Origin of the sequence: Streptococcus infantis (assembly GCF_047465525.1) — a bacterium.
GTDB classification, from domain to species: Bacteria; Bacillota; Bacilli; order Lactobacillales; family Streptococcaceae; genus Streptococcus; species Streptococcus infantis_R.
Map to the genome: position 1 here is coordinate 85389 of NZ_JASGZS010000004.1, position 20724 is coordinate 106112.

The 20724-nt window shown below is 42.2% G+C and carries 20 protein-coding genes; all 20 read right to left on the bottom strand.

Annotated elements, in window-relative coordinates; all coding sequences use genetic code 11:
- Nucleotides 1-82 precede the first annotated feature (82 nt).
- Nucleotides 83-1381, bottom strand: coding sequence for an adenylosuccinate lyase (purB, locus tag QM374_RS02320; RefSeq protein WP_414310747.1), 1299 nt, complete (start codon nt 1379-1381; stop codon nt 83-85).
- Between the two features lie 55 nt (nt 1382-1436).
- Nucleotides 1437-1664: a phosphoribosylaminoimidazole carboxylase gene (locus tag QM374_RS02325; protein WP_414310748.1), complete on the bottom strand. Its 228-nt coding sequence runs from the start codon at nt 1662-1664 to the stop codon at nt 1437-1439.
- 9 nt (nt 1665-1673) lie between these two features.
- Nucleotides 1674-2765 (bottom strand): 5-(carboxyamino)imidazole ribonucleotide synthase, encoded by a 1092-nt coding sequence (purK, locus tag QM374_RS02330; RefSeq protein ID WP_414310749.1) that lies wholly within the window; start codon nt 2763-2765, stop codon nt 1674-1676.
- Nucleotides 2752-3240 carry a 5-(carboxyamino)imidazole ribonucleotide mutase gene (purE, locus tag QM374_RS02335; protein ID WP_414310750.1) on the bottom strand — a complete coding sequence of 163 codons (489 nt, stop codon included), beginning with the start codon at nt 3238-3240 and terminating at the stop codon, nt 2752-2754. Before purE ends, purK begins: the two co-directional genes overlap by 14 nt.
- Before the next feature lie 202 nt (nt 3241-3442).
- Nucleotides 3443-4708: a phosphoribosylamine--glycine ligase gene (purD, locus tag QM374_RS02340; RefSeq protein WP_414310751.1), complete on the bottom strand. Its 1266-nt coding sequence runs from the start codon at nt 4706-4708 to the stop codon at nt 3443-3445.
- Between the two features lie 121 nt (nt 4709-4829).
- Nucleotides 4830-6377: a bifunctional phosphoribosylaminoimidazolecarboxamide formyltransferase/IMP cyclohydrolase gene (gene purH, locus QM374_RS02345; RefSeq protein ID WP_414310752.1), complete on the bottom strand. Its 1548-nt coding sequence runs from the start codon at nt 6375-6377 to the stop codon at nt 4830-4832.
- Between the two features lies 1 nt (nt 6378).
- Nucleotides 6379-6843: a GNAT family N-acetyltransferase gene (locus QM374_RS02350; RefSeq protein WP_371607952.1), complete on the bottom strand. Its 465-nt coding sequence runs from the start codon at nt 6841-6843 to the stop codon at nt 6379-6381.
- Between the two features lie 44 nt (nt 6844-6887).
- Nucleotides 6888-7442, bottom strand: a complete 555-nt coding sequence (gene purN, locus QM374_RS02355; RefSeq protein WP_248034513.1) for a phosphoribosylglycinamide formyltransferase — start codon at nt 7440-7442, stop codon at nt 6888-6890.
- Nucleotides 7442-8464 carry a phosphoribosylformylglycinamidine cyclo-ligase gene (gene purM, locus QM374_RS02360; protein WP_414310753.1) on the bottom strand — a complete coding sequence of 341 codons (1023 nt, stop codon included), beginning with the start codon at nt 8462-8464 and terminating at the stop codon, nt 7442-7444. Before purM ends, purN begins: the two co-directional genes overlap by 1 nt.
- Nucleotides 8465-8500: 36 nt before the next feature.
- A complete protein-coding gene (gene purF, locus QM374_RS02365) occupies nt 8501-9943 on the bottom strand; it encodes an amidophosphoribosyltransferase (protein WP_414310754.1) in 1443 nt (480 codons plus the stop codon).
- A gap of 306 nt (nt 9944-10249) precedes the next feature.
- Nucleotides 10250-13975: a phosphoribosylformylglycinamidine synthase gene (locus QM374_RS02370; RefSeq protein ID WP_414310755.1), complete on the bottom strand. Its 3726-nt coding sequence runs from the start codon at nt 13973-13975 to the stop codon at nt 10250-10252.
- A 55-nt stretch (nt 13976-14030) separates the two neighbouring features.
- Nucleotides 14031-14738, bottom strand: a complete 708-nt coding sequence (gene purC / locus QM374_RS02375) for a phosphoribosylaminoimidazolesuccinocarboxamide synthase (protein WP_414310756.1) — start codon at nt 14736-14738, stop codon at nt 14031-14033.
- Between the two features lie 168 nt (nt 14739-14906).
- Nucleotides 14907-16247, bottom strand: coding sequence for a bacteriocin secretion accessory protein (locus QM374_RS02380; protein WP_414310757.1), 1341 nt, complete (start codon nt 16245-16247; stop codon nt 14907-14909).
- A 12-nt stretch (nt 16248-16259) separates the two neighbouring features.
- Nucleotides 16260-18413, bottom strand: a complete 2154-nt coding sequence (gene comA, locus QM374_RS02385) for a peptide cleavage/export ABC transporter ComA (protein ID WP_414310758.1) — start codon at nt 18411-18413, stop codon at nt 16260-16262.
- 180 nt (nt 18414-18593) lie between these two features.
- Nucleotides 18594-18773, bottom strand: a complete 180-nt coding sequence (locus QM374_RS02390; RefSeq protein WP_414310759.1) for a hypothetical protein — start codon at nt 18771-18773, stop codon at nt 18594-18596.
- Nucleotides 18766-19002, bottom strand: coding sequence for a hypothetical protein (locus QM374_RS02395; RefSeq protein WP_373115410.1), 237 nt, complete (start codon nt 19000-19002; stop codon nt 18766-18768). The genes QM374_RS02390 and QM374_RS02395 overlap by 8 nt, the downstream gene beginning before the upstream one ends.
- A gap of 106 nt (nt 19003-19108) precedes the next feature.
- Nucleotides 19109-19318 carry a hypothetical protein gene (locus tag QM374_RS02400; protein WP_049531242.1) on the bottom strand — a complete coding sequence of 70 codons (210 nt, stop codon included), beginning with the start codon at nt 19316-19318 and terminating at the stop codon, nt 19109-19111.
- Nucleotides 19319-19342: 24 nt separating this feature from the next.
- Nucleotides 19343-19531: a hypothetical protein gene (locus QM374_RS02405; RefSeq protein WP_049549432.1), complete on the bottom strand. Its 189-nt coding sequence runs from the start codon at nt 19529-19531 to the stop codon at nt 19343-19345.
- A 39-nt stretch (nt 19532-19570) separates the two neighbouring features.
- The gene (locus tag QM374_RS02410; RefSeq protein ID WP_414310760.1) at nt 19571-19741 is read right to left on the bottom strand and encodes a H354_08695 family bacteriocin-like peptide; all 171 of its coding nucleotides are present in this window, start codon (nt 19739-19741) and stop codon (nt 19571-19573) included.
- A gap of 231 nt (nt 19742-19972) precedes the next feature.
- Nucleotides 19973-20149 carry a class IIb bacteriocin, lactobin A/cerein 7B family gene (locus tag QM374_RS02415; RefSeq protein WP_049526785.1) on the bottom strand — a complete coding sequence of 59 codons (177 nt, stop codon included), beginning with the start codon at nt 20147-20149 and terminating at the stop codon, nt 19973-19975.
- Between the last annotated feature and the right edge of the window lie 575 nt (nt 20150-20724).

The following is a 20724-nucleotide window of genomic DNA, read 5'->3' on the forward strand; positions in this document are numbered from 1 at the left end:
ATATAAAATAAAAAGCGGGATTAAATCTCGCTTTTTGCATTAGATATAAAAACTATTTTGCTTGTGGGTCTATCACAAAATATTAGTCACCAAGCCCGAGGCGCTCAAAGATATCATCCACTCGTTTAGTGTAGTAAGCTGGGGTGAAGATCTCGTCGATTTCTTCTTGAGTCAGGCGTGAAGTCACTTCTGGGTCTGCTTCAAGAAGTGGTTTAAAGTCTACTTGGTTGTCCCAAGAGTAGGCTGTTTTTGGTTGTACCAAATCATAGGCTTGCTCACGTGTCATGCCTTTTTCAATCAAAGTAAGCATGGCACGTTGGCTGAAGATAAGACCAAATGTAGAGTTCATGTTGCGGATCATGTTTTCTGGGAAGACCGTCAAATTCTTGACGATATTTCCAAAACGGTTGAGCATGTAGTCAATCAAAATAGTCGTATCTGGTGTGATGATACGCTCAGCTGATGAGTGAGAGATATCACGTTCGTGCCAGAGTGACACATTTTCATAAGCTGTTACCATATGACCACGGATCACACGCGCAAGACCTGTCATGTTTTCAGAACCGATTGGGTTACGTTTGTGAGGCATAGCTGAAGAACCTTTTTGACCCTTCGCAAAGAACTCTTCTACTTCACGTTGTTCTGATTTTTGAAGACCACGAATTTCAGTCGCCATACGCTCGATAGAAGTTGCGATGCTAGCAAGAACTGCAAAGTACTCAGCGTGAAGGTCACGAGGAAGCACCTGTGTAGAGATTTCTTGAGCACGGATACCCAATTTGTCACAGACGTATTTTTCAACAAATGGTGGGATGTTGGCAAAGTTACCCACCGCACCAGAAATTTTACCAGCTTCCACACCAGCAGCTGCATGCTCGAAACGCTCGATATTGCGCTTCATTTCGCTGTACCAAGTCGCCAATTTAAGACCAAAAGTTGTCGGCTCAGCGTGCACACCGTGGGTACGACCCATCATGATAGTGAACTTGTGCTCCTTAGCCTTATCAGCGATGATGTTGGTGAAGTTTTCAAGGTCACGACGGATGATGTCGTTGGCCTGCTTGTAGAGGTAACCATAGGCAGTATCCACCACGTCGGTAGAAGTCAAACCATAGTGAACCCACTTGCGCTCTTCGCCAAGCGTTTCAGAAACCGCACGTGTAAAGGCAACCACATCGTGGCGAGTCTCCTGCTCAATCTCCAAAATACGGTCGATGTTAAAGTCCGCCTTCTCGCGAATCAAAGCCACATCCTCCTTAGGGATTTCCCCCAATTCAGCCCATGCCTCGTCAGCCAAGATTTCCACCTCAAGCCAAGCACGGTATTTATTTTCTTCACTCCAAATGTTCGCCATCTCAGGACGAGAGTAACGTTCGATCATTGTTATATTTTCCTTTCTTTTGATGTTTCACATCAGTTAGCAACCAACAGTCGTTTTATTCAAATTCTTCTTTCCCAATCCACACAGATGGATAGTGATCGAGTGTATTCAAATCCGTATCCAACGGTAGATCATAGATGGCTAAATAGTTTTCAGGATATTGTGCAACTAGCTCTTCATACTTAGCTTTCACCTTTTCGTGATCACTACTAGCATACAAGACTTCGACGACTGCTCCAGTCTTCTCTTTTTCGACGAATGCATTAACGATGATTTGTATCATAGGCATGTCCTAAAAATCAATCCCTTTCCCAAACTCCTCAACCTTATCCGGTTCATCACTAAACAAAGTCACGTGTCCCATCTTGCGGTTGTGCTTCGCTTCTATTTTACCATATAAGTGGAGGTGGGCGCTTGGATTTTCTGTCACATATTTTTCAGCAGCCTCGACGTGTTGGCCGAGTACATTGAGCATGACAGCTGGTGCATGAAGGTGAATTGCTGGTAATGGTGCTCCGAGAACGCCCAAGATATGAGTGTCAAACTGAGAAAAGTCGCAGGCTTCAATCGAGTAGTGGCCTGAGTTGTGTGGGCGTGGGGCGATTTCATTGACAATGATGTCGTCAGCAGTCGCAAACATTTCCAAGCAAAGGGTTCCAGAAAGGTTTAGTTGTTCTGCTATTCGTACTGCCATGACCTTGGCTTTTTCAGCTAAACTTTCCGAAATGCGAGCAGGCACAATGGTTTTTGAGAGAATGTTGTTGCGATGGATATTTTCCTGAACTGGGAAAACTGTCACATCCTTGCCATTTCCTGACACGATGACAGAAATCTCAAGGTCAAAGTTGACGAATTCTTCCAAGACGCAGTCTGCTGAATCGGCTAGTGCACGGGCTTCTTCAAAGTCTGCTTCTGAACGAATGACCTTTTGTCCATGCCCATCGTAGCCACCTGTCGCAGTCTTGAGAACATAGTTTTTCGACAAATCGATACCTGCCAAATCTTGGCTTGATGTCACGACCTTGTAAGAAGCCACAGTGACTTGTGCCTTGTTGGAAAGAAAGTCCTTCTCAAAAATGCGATTTTGAGAAATGCGAAGCAGGTCAGTTCCTTGTGGGAGTTGTCCTTCTTTGATAACAGCATCCAAACCATCAGCATCCACATTTTCAAACTCATAAGTGAGGACATCGCAACGCTCCGCCAACTGGCGAAGAGCGTCCACATTATTATAAGGAGCCACGATGATCTCCGCCACGCGAGAGGCCGGGCAATCCGCCGCAGGATCCAGCGCGATAACCTTGTGCCCCATGTAAATAGCAGAAATGGCCATCATCTGGCCAAGCTGGCCACCACCGATGATCCCAATGGTTTTAGTTGAGCTCATTTGTAGACTCCTCTGCGATTTTTCCTTGTTCTTCAGCAAAGTTAGCAAGCGCATCTGCAATGGCCTTGTCTTCTACTGAGAGGAGGCGGAGGGCAAAGAGGGCAGCGTTAGTCGCTCCAGCCTCACCGATAGCCATTGTCGCAACAGGTACGCCTCCCGGCATCTGAACGATAGAGTAGAGAGAATCCACACCGCTAAGGGCACGTGATTTGACGGGCACACCAATGACTGGAAGTGTAGTCTTAGCAGCGACCATCCCTGGCAAGTGAGCTGCACCACCCGCACCTGCGATGATGACCTTGATGCCACGGCTACGTGCTTCTTCGGCATGTTTGAACATGAGGTCTGGTGTACGGTGTGCGGAAACAACTTTCTTTTCGTAAGAAACGCCAAAGTTGTCTAGGACTTCTGCTGTTTTTTGCATGGTTGCCCAGTCAGATTTTGAGCCCATGATGATGGAAATTACTGGTTTCATAGTTAATAATATCCTTTTCTTTTTTGATAATGGTCTTAGGTGTTGGGGACGGAAGCAAACCTTCGGTTTCATTCCTAAACTTTGAGCCTAAGGTCTCAAAGTTTCCCCCGACCAGAACAGATGCTGTTCTGGTCTTTTCACCACGGCGACCATTATCTTACTTTGGCTCGCTTTCGCTCGCCATTGTCAAATATAGTATCTGTTAATCTTTTAACGCTTTGCTTCCAATGTCATTTCGATAGAAGAGGCCTTCTGTGTTTTGTTTATCGAGTTGGCTGTAGATGGTGTTTTGCCCGTCTTTGACGGTGTCTGCTGTAGTGACCAGCATGTAAACACGTCCTCCATTTGAGAGTAGTGCTCTGCTATTTTCCGCAAACTTAGCACCGGCATAGTAGGTGATGATGTCGCCATCTGTTTTGACCGGCAACTTAACACCTTTCTCATAAGCAAGTGGGTAGCCCTTTGATGCGACAACCACACCCAGTGTCACACCCTTGTCCGTCCAAGTGATATTTGGCTCCTTGCTATCCAGAATATCCGTAATGTTTTGTGAAAAATCAGATGTCAAACGAGGCAAGATAATCTGAGTTTCTGGATCTCCGAAACGAGCGTTAAACTCGATGACTTTGGGTCCATCAGCTGTCAAGACAAGACCAGCATAAAGAACACCAAGATACGGACGACCTTCTTTGATCATGCCTTCAAGAACCGGCTTGACAATCGTGTCAACCGCTGTGTCAACCACGCTCTGTGGCAAGTGAGGAACTGGTGCATAGGCACCCATCCCACCAGTGTTAGGACCCTTGTCGCCATCATAAGCACGTTTGTGGTCCTGAGCCGTTGGCATGATATAGAACTTGTCTCCATTGACAAAGGCAAAGAGAGAGAACTCTTCCCCGTCAAGGAATTCCTCGATGACCACGCGCGCGCCTGAATCACCGAATTTATTGTCCAAAAGCATCTCATGAGCGGCTTCAACTGCTTGCTCAACTGTCTCCGCAACGACGACACCTTTCCCAAGGGCCAAGCCATCTGCCTTGACGACGATTGGAGCGCCTTTATCCTCGATATAAGCCTTGGCTTCCTCAAAATCTGAAAATGTCCCATAGGCTGCTGTCGGAACATTGTATTTGACCATGATTTCCTTAGCAAAATCCTTAGACCACTCCAGCTCAGCCGCAGCCTTGGTAGGACCAAATGCCCTGAGACCTGCCGCATTGAAATCATCTACGATCCCAGCCGCAAGGGCATCATCTGGACCGATAAAGCTCCAAGCAATATCGTTCGCTTTTGCGAAGTCAATCAGCTTAGAATGTTCGGGAATAGAGATATTTACCAAATCCAAACCATCTAAGGTCATCCCGTCATTCCCAGGAGCCACGAAAACTTGCTCAACGTCTTTAGACTCCAACAACTTTTTGGCAATCGCATGCTCACGACCACCTGAGCCGACAACTAACAGTTTCATCTCTAAACCTCTTTTGCGAATTATTTACTAACATTATACCATAAACGTTCGTTTTAATCTTGTTTCGTTTAGCTTTTTAATCAAAAAAAGGAAAGAAACTGTTTTCTTCCCTTTTATTTTCTTAATGTCTAAAATGTCTCACACCTGTGAAGACCATAGTCAAGCCGTATTTATCAGCAGCTTCAATAGACTCTTGGTCACGGACTGATCCACCCGGTTGGATGATGGCCTTAATACCTGCTTTGGCGATTTCTTCCACGTTATCCGCAAATGGGAAGAAGGCATCAGAAGCAAGAACAGCACCATCAAGACGGTCTTTAGCTTGGTCAATAGCGATACGAACTGAAGCCACACGATTGGTTTGACCAGGGCCAACACCAAGTGTCATGTGGTCATTGGTCACGATGATACCATTTGATTTGACGTACTTGATAGCTTTCCAAGCAAACTCAAGAGCTGTCGCTTCTGTTTCAGTTGGTTGACGTTTGGTCACCACCTGCCAGTCAGCCTGACTTTCTTTCACAACGTCTTGGTTTTGAACAAGGAGACCACCAACAACACCTGTGTATTCTGCTTCCACTTCACTAGCATCTTGTGCGTCAAATGGTAAGGCAAGAATGCGCAAGTTTTTCTTTTTGTTGGTCAAAATAGCTAGCGCTTCATCTGCATAGCTTGGTGCGATGATGATTTCAAGGAAAACGCCGTGCATCTTCTCAGCTGTCTCAGCGTCCACTTCACGGTTGAGAACGACAATACCACCGAAGATAGACACTGGATCAGACTCATAAGCGTAGTCCCAAGCAGTTTCGATATCGTCAGCTTGACCAATCCCACATGGATTCATGTGTTTGAGAGCCACAACTGTTGGACGGTCTTTGAAGTCACGGATGATACGGATAGCAGCATCAGCATCACGGATATTGTTGAATGACAATTCTTTGCCGTTAAGTTGTTTAGCTGAGGCAATTGAGTAAGCTGTTGGCAAACCTTTTTGATAGAAGTCTGCGTCTTGTTGAGGGTTTTCACCGTAACGCATTGGTTGCTTAAGGTCATAAGTCAAAGTGAGTTTCTCAGGTTTAGTTTCCCCTACTTGAGCTGTGAAGTATTCTGCGATTAAAGCATCATAGGCTGCTGTGTGACGGAATACTTTTGCTGCCAAACGTTGGCGAGTTTCGTAAGAGGTTTCACCGTTTGCTGCCAATTCGTCAAGCACAACAGCATAGTCAGCAGGATCTACAACAACTGTCACGCTAGCGTGGTTTTTAGCTGCTGAACGAAGCATAGATGGTCCACCGATATCGATGTTTTCAACCGCATCAGCGTAAGTCACATCTGGTTTAAGAATCGTTTCCTTGAATGGGTAAAGGTTGACCACAACAAGGTCGATCAATTCAATCTTATTGTCCTTGGCAGCCTCTAGGTGACTATCCAAGTCACGACGAGCGAGAAGACCACCATGGATATTTGGGTGGAGAGTCTTGACACGACCATCCATCATTTCTGGGAAACCAGTCACATCATCGATAGCAATGGTGTCCACCCCAGCATTGTCAAGGGCAACTTTGGTACCACCTGTTGAGATAATATCCCAACCGAGTTTTTTGAGTTCTTGGACAAATTCTACAATGCCCGCTTTATCTGAGACACTAATTAGTGCACGTTTAGTCATTCTATTCCTCTTTCTTTAGATCCAACCGCATAGCGACTTCGTTATTTTCTTCTATAAATCCTGTTTCCTGAAAACCCAAACTAGTCAGCAGGTACTTCATTTTTTCATTTCCAACTACATAATCTGCGATAATATGATTGCAAGCTCTATCCATCTGAGCCTTTTTGATCAAAACTTCCAAGGCTTTTCGTCCATAACCTATTCCTTGGTACTGCTGGCCAATCATTATCCGCCAGATAAAGTATTCCGCTTCATCCTTATCTATTTCCAACAGGAGAAAACCAACTACAAGCTTATTCCAATAGATTGCCATTGGAAACACATCCCCATTCTCTCGGTAGAGCCATGCGTCAGCTAAAGAGCGTACATTTGGAGCCACGAAACGTGCTCGTTCATCAGCTTCAGATATTTTCAAATCCAGCACTGCCTGAAAACTGTTCTCATCTACTAATTTTATCTCAATCATTTTTTCTCCTAGCAATATTGCAAAATCAAAACTTGATTTACTTCTTATCTACTCCCCACTCCCAAACTATCCAAGACTTCTGGATAAAGTTTGTACTCTGTTTCGTGGATTCGAGTCTCGAAAGTATCAAGGGTATCCCCTTCAAGACGTGGCACACGGACTTGTTTGATGACCTTACCGGTATCGACACCAGAGTCCACCCAATGAATAGTCACGCCAGACTGGTCAACGCCTGCATTCCAAGCATCCTCAATACCATGAGCGCCTGGAAATTCAGGGAGATAAGCTGGATGAATATTGATGATACGGCCTTCATAAGCTGCTAGTAAGGTGGGGCCGACGATTTTCATATAGCCTGCCAGACAAACCAAGTCAATCTGGTGTTCATCCAAGAGTTCGACGATGGCACCTTCATAGTCTGCCTTGTTCTCAAACTCTTTGAGTTCGAAGGCATAAGATAAAACACCAAGCTTTTCGGCACGTTCTAAGACATAGGCATCCCGGTGATCTGAAAAGACAAATTCTACTGGAAATTGTTCCGCAATCACCTGAAAGTTTGAGCCGTTACCAGAGGCAAAAACAGCAATTTTTTTAGCCATTATTTAATCACCACACTTGCATCTGTCTTCTTCACAATACGACCGATTTCATAAACTGGTTCGTCAAGAAGTTCTTTGACACGTTCCACATTCTCTGGCTTTACTGCAAGCATGAGACCGATACCCATGTTGAAGACTTCAAACATTTCTTCGTGTTTGATTTGGCCATATTTTTCAAGAGCTTTGAAAATGGGAAGGACTGGCACTTTGCTTTCGTCAATTTCAGCAGCCAAGTCATCTGAGAACATACGTGGCACATTTTCAATGAATCCACCACCTGTGATGTGGGCAATACCGTTAACCAACTCTTCTTTGATGAGTGGTAAAGCTGCTTTGACGTAGATACGTGTTGGTTCCAAAAGAACGTCTTTAAGTTTCTTCCCTTCCAATTCTGGGAGAACTTCTTCACCTGTGTAATCAGCAAAGACACGACGAACAAGTGAGTAACCATTTGAGTGGATACCGCTTGAGGCAAGTCCAAGAATCACATCGCCTTCAGCTACTTTTGAACCGTCGATGATTTGAGATTTTTCTGCAACACCAACAGCAAAACCAGCCAAGTCATAGTCATCTTCACCGTACATACCAGGCATTTCAGCCGTTTCACCACCGATAAGGGCTGCACCAGCTTGCACACAACCTTCAGCCACACCAGCAACAACTTGTTCTAGTTTAGCTGGTTCATTTTTACCAGTTGCGATATAGTCCAAGAAGTAGAGAGGCTCTGCACCTGTAGCGATGATATCGTTGACACACATGGCCACACAGTCTTGTCCAATGGTATCGTGCTTGTCGTACTTGATAGCAAGCATGAGTTTAGTTCCGACACCATCTGTACCTGAGATCAAAACTGGCTCTTTGACACCTGTTTTTGAAAGGTCAAACATCCCACCGAAACCACCAAGAGCTCCCATAATACCTGCACGTTCCGTACGAGCAACGTGCTTTTTAATCCGTTCAACAACTTCATAACCCGCTTCAACATCCACACCAGATTGAGCGTATGCATTCTTATTTGTCATTTGTTTTTTCCTTTTCTTTAATGGAGAATCTGCCGCCTACTTGTAAAAACTAGTCTTTTCTTCCAAACTTCTACGATAGTCTTCTTCATAGTCGTAGAGAGGTGTTGGGTAGTCACCGTCAAAGTAAGCGACACAGAGACCACCGTTCGGCGCATCTGTTTCGATACCAATCGAATCAATCAATCCCTCAACAGAGAGATAAGTCAGACTGTCCGCCCCAATGATTTGGCGAGTTTCTTCGACCGTATGATTAGCTGCAATCAACTCCTGACGGGTTTGGATATCAATTCCATAGAAGCATGGATAAGCTAGCGCTGGACTTCCAATGGCAACGTGGACCTCAGTCGCACCTGCTTCTTTCAAAAGCTGAACGATACGGCGAGAGGTTGTCCCACGAACAATGGAATCATCCACCATGACCACACGTTTGCCTCTTACAACACCAGAAACAGCAGACAGTTTCATCCGCACCCCTTGCTCCCGCAATTCTTGAGTTGGTTGGATGAAGGTCCGTTGTGTATATTGGTTCTTGATAAGACCCATTTCATTTGGTAGCCCAGACTCTTCCGCAAAGCCCATAGCTGCACTGAGTGAGGAGTTTGGCACACCGACCACAATGTCAGCTTCATGCTTGAACTCACGTGCTAATTGAGCTCCCATTCGCTTACGAGCCGTGTGGACATTGACACCATGGATATTGGAGTCAGGACGGGCAAAGTAAATGTACTCCATGGAACAGATTGCCAGCTGAGTATCGTTTGTATAGCTGTCATACTGGATGCCATTGTCATCAATAATGACAATCTCGCCTGGTTTCACGTCGCGAATCCACTCAGCACCGATTACTTCAAAGGCACAGGTTTCAGATGAAACCACTACTGCTCCATTAGCCATTTTCCCGATTGACAGAGGACGGAAGCCATTTGAGTCAAGCGCTGCAATTAACTTATCTTCAAACATCAAGAGATAAGCAAAACCACCTTTAACAAGACTGAGCGCTTCCTTGATTTTACCCATCAAATTTGGATTGTGGCTACGGCGAATCAAGTGAGCCAAGATTTCAGAGTCAGAAGTTGAGCTGAAAATCGCTCCTCTTTGTTCCAATTCTTGCTTGAGCGATTCTGCATTGGTCAGATTCCCATTATGAGCTAAACCAAACTGCATATCGTGAAAGCGGAAGAGGAAAGGTTGGATATTGTCTACAGAAGCTTCTCCCGCAGTCGCATAACGCACGTGTCCAATCGCTCCAGTTCCTGTCAATTTATCCAAATTAGCAGGATTTTTGAAGACTTCTGATAAAAGCCCCATATCACGATGACGCTTCAATTGTCCATGGTCATTGGAGAGGATTCCTGCCCCCTCCTGACCACGGTGCTGAAGACTATGGAGTCCAAAATAGGTCATTTTGGCAGCGTCTGGGTGGCCCCAGATACCGAAAACACCACATTCTTCATTAAGAGATTTTACTTCGTATGTCATTTTCTATACCTAATTTTTATTTGTGTATCATTCCTTGAGTAGTAGGTACGCTCTCAACTCTCTTTAATGATTTTCTAATTTTTTCATTGTCGTCATAAATGCCGACGAAAAAACAGAAAGTCTATCAGGAAATTTTCGAGCTAGTATTTGAGCCAAAGTCTCAAATACTCCCTTAACAATACTACAGCGGAATGATACGGTAGAAGCTCGTTTCACTCACAACAACAAATCATTTACAATTATCGCAAGTTACATCTACTTGATTTTACATTTACTGATAGTTATCTATTAGAAAATCTGCAAATCTTATTTCCCAGTAAAGTATTTCACCGCTGATGCAAAGAGGTGTTGGTCTTTATTTCCTGGAATATTTTGGAAGAGACCGTCTTCGAAACGTTCTGAGTGACCCATCTTACCAATAATTTGACCGTTCTTACTTATAATACCTTCGATAGCATTGACAGATCCGTTAGGATTGTATTTAGAATCCATGCTTGGTTTACCATCAAAGTCAACGTATTGGGTAAAGATTTGACCATTGTCACGAAGCTCTGCAAATTCCTCAGCAGTCACAACAAATTTACCTTCACCGTGCGATACTGGGATGGCATGAATGTCACCAACTTCTACTCCAGCAAGCCATGGTGAGTTGGTATTGGCAATCCGTGTTTCCACCATCTTAGCCACGTGTTGGTTGGCATCATTATAGAAGAGGGTTGGACTAGTGCTGCTTGCATCTTCAAAGTTACCGTATGGAAGAAGACCTGATTTGACAAGAGCTTGGAATCCATTACAGATACCAATAATCAAACCACCACGTTCAATGAAGCTATCAATAGCTGCACGTACTTTTTCATTGAGCAAGATGTTCACGATAAATTTAGCTGATCCATCTGGTTCATCGGCTGCTGAGAAGCCACCTGCAAAGAAGATAATGTTAGCTTTTTCGATATTGTCAACCATTGTGTCAACAGACTTGACAATCGCCTCTTCGTTCAATGTTACAAATGGTACTAAGTTGACTTTTGCACCTTCTTTTTCAAAGGCCTTAGCTGAATCGTACTCAGAGTTCGTACCTGGGAATACTGGGATGTAAACCACTGGTGTCTCAACTGTTTCTTTAGCTTTGATAACAGCATCTGATGCCACTGCAGGAACTTCTTCCAACTCAGTTGCTTGTGCAAATTCTGTTGGATAAACTTCTTCCAATTTACCTTGGAAGGCACTGTCAAGTTTGTGTCCATCAACCCTTACACCATTGACAGTAAGTGTAAAGTCAACTACTGTTTGTCCGATCTTGGCAACACCTGCAATTTCTTCAGGCGATGTGAATACGAATCCACCCAATTGAGCTGTCAAGCTAGTGTCAAGGTCTGCTAATTCGACGTTTGCACCAATACGGTTACCAAATGTTGCAAGGGCAAGTGCTTCAAGGACACCACCATATTTGACAGCTGATGCAGATGTGACTTTATGGTCAGCTTGGATGGCTTCAAATTGAGCAAAGTTAGACTTGATAAGATCGAAGTCAATTTCTTGTGCCAAAGCTTGACCAGGGATGTAGTAAATATTTTCACCAGCAGCTTTGAATTCTGGAGAAAGAACCTTACGGCTATCTGCAGTTGTTACCCCAAAAGCAACCAAGGTTGGTGGTACGGTCAATTCTTCAAAGGTACCAGACATAGAGTCTTTACCACCGATAGATGGCAAACCAAGTTGAATCTGAGCTTCAATGGATCCAAGGAGAGCAGCTACTGGTTGACCAAAACGCTCTGCTTGTTTATCCATACGCTCGAAGTATTCTTGATAAGAGAAACGAGCCTTAGACCAGTTGGCACCAGCAGCAACCAAACGAGCGGTTGCCTCGATGACCGCATAAGCAGCACCATGATATGGAGACCATTCTGCTACATAAGGGTTGAACCCTTGTGCCATAACAGAAGCAGTTGTTGTCACGCCGTGTTGGACTGGCAATTTCTGAACAGAAGCTTCCGTTGGTGTGATTTGGTAACGACCACCAAGTGGGTGATTGACTGTTGAACGTCCAACTGAGCTATCAAAGATAGTTTGTAACCCTTTTTGACTGGCATGGTTGAGGTCAGCCAAGACTTCAAGAGTATCAGCTTCAAGGGTTTCAGCAGATGTTTGACGTTCTTCTGGAAGCTTGACATCCTTGTCAACCACCTTAGCATCCACAACCACACGTACACCGTTTGTATCAAGGAAACGACGTTCCAAATCAACGATGGTTTCACCATTCCAGTGCATGACAAGATTTGGTTTTTCTGTCACTGTCGCAACGACAACAGCATCAATATTTTCTTTGTTACATTCAGCAACGAAGGCATCTACATCTTCTGGACGAACCACTACGGCCATGCGTTCCTGAGATTCAGAAATGGCTATTTCTGTACCGTTCAAACCTTGGTATTTCAATGGCACTTTGTCTAGATCAATTTCAAGACCATCTGCCAATTCACCGATAGCCACACAGACACCACCAGCACCAAAGTCATTTGATTTCTTGATAAGACGTGTCACTTCCCCATTACGGAAAAGACGTTGAATCTTACGTTCTTCGATGGCATTCCCTTTTTGAACCTCAGCACCAGCTGTTTCAACAGATTCAACCGTTTGAACCTTAGAAGAACCTGTCGCACCACCGACACCATCACGTCCAGTCTTACCTCCGAGCAAGATAATCACATCACCTGCTTCAGGTTTTTCACGGACAACATTTTCCTTAGGAGCCGCACCGACAACTGCACCTAGCTCCATACGCTTGGCAACGAAACCTGGGTGGAAGTATTCACGGACATAGGTTGTTGCCAGACCAATCTGGTTCCCATATGAAGAATAACCATGAGCCGCTGTTTTAGAAATCACTTGTTGTGGCAATTTACCAGCACGAGTTTCTGAAATTGGTGTTGTAATATCACCAGCACCTGAGATACGCATGGCTTGGTAAACGTATGAACGACCTGACAATGGGTCACGAATGGCACCACCGATACAAGTAGCCGCTCCACCAAATGGTTCAATTTCAGTAGGGTGATTATGAGTTTCATTTTTGAACATGAGAAGCCATGGTTCTTTCACACCATTGACATCCACTTCAATTTCAACTGAGCAGGCATTAATTTCATCAGAAACTTCCATGTCATCCAAACGACCATTGGCACGCTCATAACGACCAAAAATAGTCGCCATATCCATCAAGGTTTGAGGTTTCTCTGTACGTCCCAACTCATCACGCATGGCAATATACTTGTCATAAGTCGCTTGCAATTGTTTTTCAAATTTAGAAGCTGAGAAGTCGATGTTTTTCAACTCAGTCTCAAAAGTTGTGTGACGGCAGTGGTCAGACCAGTAAGTATCCAAAACTTTGAGCTCAGTCTCAGTTGGTACACGTCCAATAGATTTGAAATAGTCTTTAATGAAGAGAAGGTCATCCACTTCCATGGCCAATCCTTGCTCTGCCTTATACTGTGCAAAATCTTCTGCCGTATATGTTTCAAAGAAATCCAAGCTTGGAATGGTCTTGTCGGACTCAGAGAAATCCTGTTTAGCAATACCAACAGTGATATCTTTGAAACGAGAATCCACTGGGTTCAAAAGGTAATTTTGGACGGCTTCCAACTCATTCGCATCGATATCCTTGTTAACCAAGTAAAGTTGTGCTGTGTTTACCGTTACATCGTTTGAACTACCAAGCAAAAGCAAAGCTTCTTGTGATGATGCCGCACGTTGGTCAAATTGACCAGGCAAACTTTCGATAGCAAAGAAAGCATACTTCTCAAGATCAGCCTTAACCGTAGCTTCATCCAAAACAGTATCTGTCACTTGCTCAGAGAAGATATGTTTTTCCGCACGCGCAAACAAGTCCTCTGCCAAACCAAAAACATCGTAAACTTGAACAATCCGAAGATCCTTCAAAGTTTTCAACTGAAGATTATGCTGTAATTCTTTTACTAAAGAGTGAGATTTCACACGAAAATCAGCTTTTTTCTCAACGAAAATACGTTTATCCATTTTATTTCCTTTATCTATTTCTACTTAAAGATCATAGTGAAGACCAAGTAAAAGGTTACTTCAAGCCCTGCAATTTCTCTAATACAACCTTATATACATCCGTTAAACTGCCTAAATCTCTACGGAAAACATCCTTGTCCATATGGTGCCCTTCAGCATCCCAAAGGCGGCAGTTATCTGGTGAGAATTCGTCTGCCAAGATAATCTTGCCATCCTTATCAAAACCAAATTCCAATTTGAAGTCAATCAATCGAAGACCAATTTGTGCAAACCAATCTTTCAGCAATTCATTGATTCGACGCGTTTCTTCCTTGATATAAGCGATTTGCTCATCGTTAGCAATATCCAAGAACTTGACATGCTCATCATTGATGAATGGGTCGTCCAAATCATCGTTTTTGTAGTAAAATTCAACGATTGGAGTCTCCAAGTCCAAACCTTCTTCCACACCAAAACGTTTTGAGAAAGAACCCGCAGTCACATTACGAAGAACAACCTCCAAAGGAATGATTGAAACCTTCTTGTTAAGTTGTTCTGTGTCAGAAATACGTTCGATAAAGTGTGTCGCCACACCAGCCGCATTTAATCTTTCAAAAATAAGAGACGAAATCTGATTATTCAGCACACCTTTACCCTCAATGGTCTCTTTGCGAGCTCCATTCAGCATAGTGGCCTGGTCCTTGTAGACCGACTTAATCACATTTTCGTCTTCTGTAGTATAGATATCTTTAGCTTTTCCCGTATAAATAAGTTTGCTGGACATTTTCTTGTTCGCCTTTCGTATTACTTGAGCTAATTTTATCACAATGATAAGTAAAAATCAAATATTTCACGAACTATATTTGGTGTCATGTCTGAAAAAGTACAGAAAAATCGCAAACGAATTTTCACTTGCGATTTTCTAAGATTGATTTGAGTTAGAATGCGAACCTTATTCTCGTTTCAAAAAGCGGTCAAGATAGTAGCGTAAAAAACTCTTCCTACCTCTAATCATAGTCAAACGCCCTTCAAGTCCATAACGAAGTTTTTCTGCTTGTTCAGCATTCAAATCCGTCTCTGCCTCTAATTTAAAGAAATTGCCCTTTTCTGTCTGAGTCGCACTGGTATCGATATTGGTAATCTTGGAGGTCAATACTAGCTGCTTATTGGCATCCGTTACCGTTGTAAATCGTACCTCATTTCCATGCTTGAGACCAGCCACTTCCTTAGAACTGATATAAGCTGTTAGTTTTGCCTTCCTCTCTTTAGCCAACTGCGGAAAAAGATGAGCGAGGATCGTTCCTTCTGGAATGATGGTAGATCGACTATGCTCAGGATTCAAATGTAGAACACCATCTTCTGTTGCTGTAATTTTCCCCTTGTCTAAAAGATTTCCTTGAATCTTTTTACCTGACTCCGCTTCAAGAATTTTCTGATCCAAGAGCGTTAATTCCTGACCTACCTTGGCTAGTTGCTGAGATTTTAATGACTCCAACTGACTTCCTAATCCAGATGCATAAGCTTGCTGGGCTCCTGAACCTGCATACTGTACTCGATAACCTGCAAGAGTTGACTCCAGCTGAGTGATTTGAGCATCTAGCTGAGATAAGGCCTGCTGTTTGGCTTCTGATCCCTGCTCTTTTGTTGACTGATAAATGGCATAAGCTGGATGATCACTCTCTAAGTGTCCATCACCCTGAATAGCGGATTTGGCTTGCTGATATTCTTTAATTTTGGACTGGGTTTCACCGATGAGATTGTCTAACTCTGCCTGACTACCACTAGCTGCTGCATTTTGAGATGATATACTAGCATTTTGTTGCTCAACCTGACTTCTCAGACTAGCAGCTTGATTTAGATAATCTAAAAAACTATGCTGATAACCAAATTTGTCCGCTTCTGGAAATTGATCACTTCCTGCTTGAAGGCTTGCTTTTAAATACTCCAGTTGAATCTTCTGATCCTTGAGCATTTCCAACTGACTGGCATAATTCTCAGCCTGAACGGCTTCTGCTCCCTCTTGGTATTGAACGAGAAGATCCCCTTGCTTGACAAATTTATTTTCAGCCAAATGATTGGCCACAATCTTGCTATTACTACTAGACTGAATGGTAGCAATAATACGAGCAGGTTCTACCGTAGCTCCAGCTGTCAAGCTTATCTCCTTTTGTGCAAAGATTGAAAAGACTAGCAGGAACAAAAACAAGATAAAGCTTGGAAAAATCACATAACTAGAAAAATTATGGTAACGACGATTGTAAAACTCAGCACTTTCTAAAAATTCTGATTGCATCTTTTCTCCTCTCTAACTATTCACCAGGTGGGCGTAAAAGCCACCCTGAGCCAGTAAATCCATATGTGTCCCCTCTTCGACAATCTTGCCCTGATCCAAAACGACAACCTTCTCTGTCCGCTCAGCAATGGTCAAGCGGTGGGCGATGAAAATCAAGGTCTTATCCAAAGCCATCAGATTATCGACAATTCGCTTCTCGGTCAAAATATCCAGACTGCTGGTCGCCTCATCCAAGATCAAGACAGGCGCATCAGTTAAGAGAGCACGCGCCAAAGCGATCCTCTGACGTTGCCCACCTGAAATGCCCGCTCCATCCGAAGTCAATTCTGTCTGGTAATTCAGTGGCATCCGCTCAATATCCTCCCGAATCTCTGCCAACTCCACTGCTCTCAATATATCCTCCTGGGTCGTCCCCTTCTTAGCTCCAAGAAGAAGGTTCTCCAAGATTGTTCCATTAAAAACGTAGGGTTGCTGAGGCAGGTAGTTGATATACTGGCGCAGAGCCTTTTTATCAATCTGATTGAGATTGACGCCACCCAGACTAATCTCCCCCTGACTTGGATCGTAAAAATTAACCATCATCTTAGCCAAGGTCGTCTTACCCGATCCTGAAATCCCCACGAAAGCCACTTTAGAGCCTTGCGGAATGGTTAGATTGATGTCCGACAAAACATCTCGACCATAGCCATATTTGTAGTGAACCTGCTTGAAAGTCATATCTCCTTCTAGCAAGCTCAAATCTGAGACTGTTTTCTTTTCCTCAAACTCAGATGCAACCAGATAAACTTCATTCAGACGGTTATTGGCAACCTGCGCTGTCTGAAGTTTGGTTTGCAGATTGATGATATTCTCCAAAGGATTTGTAAAATAAACAAGCAAGGTATTATAGGTGATCAACTGGCCCAAACTCATCTTATTGTCCATAACTAAGAGAGCCCCCATCCAGAGAATGCCAACATTGAGCAAGAGCTGGGCAAGCTTTTTCAGAGCCTTTTGCTGACTTTCTGCCCGACTATAGGTAAAAGATTTTTTCAGATAATCCACAAATTCCTTGTCAATCTTTTGATAACGGGAGCTTTCACTAGTCAAGGATTTAATCGTCTCAATGCCATTGATGTCCTCAATGATAGAAGAAGACAGAACCGCATTGGCTTCCATGGTATCCCGATTCATCTTTTCAAAGGGCTTCATAAAAGCAAAGATAATCACTGTGTAGATAGGAAGGGCTAGTAAACTCATGAAAAAGAGATTGCTATTCTGCGAAAATAGAACTACTGAAATAATCAAGACAGTAGATACATCCAAAAAGATTGACAGAATAGTCGAAGCCAGCGCATCGATGATACTATTTGCATCCGTGAAACGAGACACGATTTCCCCTGTCCTGCGTGTCGCAAAAAAGGACATGGGCAAATGAAACACGTGCTTGATATAAGACAAAATCACATCAATGGACAAGCGTTGCCCCAAAACAAGTAAAAGATATTCCTGGGCATAAGATAAGATTTGCTGAAGGACATAAACGATGACTAGCCCTATTGAGATAATGCCCAAGGTTGAACGCATCTGATCTGGTACATAAGTGTCAATGATTGATTGAAGGTAATAAGAACCCACAATGTTAATCAAGGTTACCAAGAGGGTCGCCAAAACGATATTAACAATCAAACCTCGCTGTTTCACTAATATAGGGATAAAGGAGAGCAGACCATTTTTTTGTTCCTTATGAGGCTTATAAGTCGGAGATGGGGCCATAAAAATAGTGATTCCTGTCCACTCCTTAGCAAAGCGCTCACGAGAAATCTTGGTCAGCTTAACACTAGGATCTGGATCTGCAATATGAATGTTGTTCTTGTCTTGCCCAGTCACCACATAATAATGGAGCAATTTCCCTTCCTTAAGCACATGAGCCACAAAAGGAAAGGTTACATCCGGCAAATCAAACAAGCTCATGTCCGCCTTTATTGCTCGCGTCTCAAAACCTATCTCCTCAGCAACCTTGACTAAGCCTAAAGCCGTAGTCCCATCCATGGTCGTCTTGGCCAACTCTCGCAAGTGAGCCAGAGAATAATAACTACCATAATAACCAAAGACCATGGCTAATGAAGCCACACCGCAGTCCATCTGATCTACCTGAGGACGATAATGCCGTTTACTAAATTTCATATCCTACTCCTTTTCCTAACAATCTCCAAAGAAAACTTTGTAAGATTATTTTATCCAAATAAAAAAGCAAATAGAAAATTATTTCTAAAAAAACAATATCCTCACCTGAACAGCACTTTTTCCTAAATAAAAATAGGTAGAACAAACGTCCTACCTAGAAAATATAATGATTAATATTTCTTATCTTTTCCAATTTTTGTCAATCATATACAAAACTATAAATGAAAACAAGGGAGGTACAAGATAGCTTTTTTCACTCATTGTCAGCTGAAAGCCTAGACTAGCAAGTACTTTAAAAAGCAAAAGATTCATCAGAAATAAGAAAAGGAATGTTAGAAAAAATTTTAAAGTCTTATTCATTTCCATCCTGATTATCTTCTTTACCTCTTATTTTCTGGATAGCATGATATTTTACTGCTATGTAAATAATTAAAAAAAGTAGGGGATAAGAGAATAAATCTGAAAGTTCCATGAAATTTATACTATACTTTCCTAGCAATAGTTTATAGTCTATTAAAACTTGCATGATAGAAAGTACAATACGTACTAGTAGAAGCAGCCCTAATAATATCACTTCTTTTTTAAACATACGAATATCTTTCTAACTAAAATCAGACTACAGTTCATCAGCTTAACACCCAAACATTCCCCAAGATTGCCCTAATACTGGAGCCACAAAGTTCAGATCTATTTAATCAACCTTTATCATATTTTTCTTCACTTCTATAAAGTAAAATAAATACTATCAAGAATAGTGAAATTGTAGGCATGTCAAAATTTTCAAACCATGTAGGTAGATTTATTTTGTTTACATCAGCGACTATTCTAACAATGATATAAACCATCGAACTGCAGCATACAGTAAACTCTAGCCAAGCTTTTTGTAACACTTGAACGACTTTCATCTCAAACTCCATTTTGATGGTCCATCAATTCCCAATCTTACTTCCTTTTGTTTGATACTTGTATCCTACATAAAACAGACCAAGCAGAATTGGATAGTTTTCTGGATAAAACAAGGTATTGATCGGTTTTTTCAAAATCAAATACGTTGCGATATAGATAATGACTGACACTATAAAATAACCTTCAGCAAATCCCAATAAAAATTTTTTCATAGCAGACTCCTGCTTTCTTATAAAGAATTTACTAGCTTTTTATCCACCTCGTGATGCAGACTGATAACCATTATACGCACCCCAAGCTAATAGTCCAACAGACAAAATACCACCACCAATTAAAAGTACCACTCCTCCACCATTGACTCCTTGCAGTTCAACATCACTTAACGTAGTATAATTTTGTTCAATAGTTTGTAAATTCGACATGTTTATCCTCCATTTTAATAATAAAAATTAGTTTTCTTTTAATACACCAATAATAATCATCAATACACTCATAACAAACGCAGACAACAGTCCTTTAGTAGTACTATTGAAAAAAGGTCTATCAAAAACATAATAATTATATGCAGATAATCCTAAACCAACGGCAGTCACCACAATTGTAATAACGAGTAGTATAATCCAAAATGTTTTCTTGCTCATATTTATCAAAAACTATGGATGAGTAATATAGTAGAACGTTTTACCAGCAGCTTCACCAACTTGGTAAATCCCCCAACCAATTGCAATACCCACAGAGACCACCTCCCAAGCAACTCCCCCATCCACTTCCATCAGCTCTTCTTCCGTAAGAGCTACAAAGTTCTGTTCCATTTTGTCAAAGTTTGTCATCTTTTCTCCTTTATGTTCATAGTTTTTTATTTGCGATTTTTAGCCTTTAAACCATTTCAAAAGCCAAATTGGATAAATAACTGAAATAATCATTTCTAATCTCCTTCCTCTTCTTCTCACTTATCTATTCGAGAAATCATTTTAAAATGAATGAATAAATTTAATTTATTTAAAATACAATTTGATAAACCATGGAAGTAAAATTGGTAAATACATTAATCAGACTCCTTTCCTTTTCTTCTTACTTATCTATTCGATAAAATAATTTTAAAATAAACAACTAAGTCAAACTTATTTTAAAAACCACTTGATCAACCACGGATAAATACCTGTCACATACATCAGTAACCCTCCTTTTTTGTTCTCATCTCTTTATTCGTAAAATCAACTGTAAAATTTCAAAATCTTATCTTTTTTCGAGAAACAAAAAAACAACATGACTTGCATGGAGCCCACTGAAAAAGTCATCCAATAGATGGCTTTTTTGTTATACTAGAGATGAGGTGAAATGATGCTTGATAATCAGTTAACTATGGATGTCAGTCCTTATTCTAGTTTGTATAATATCGTGGTTC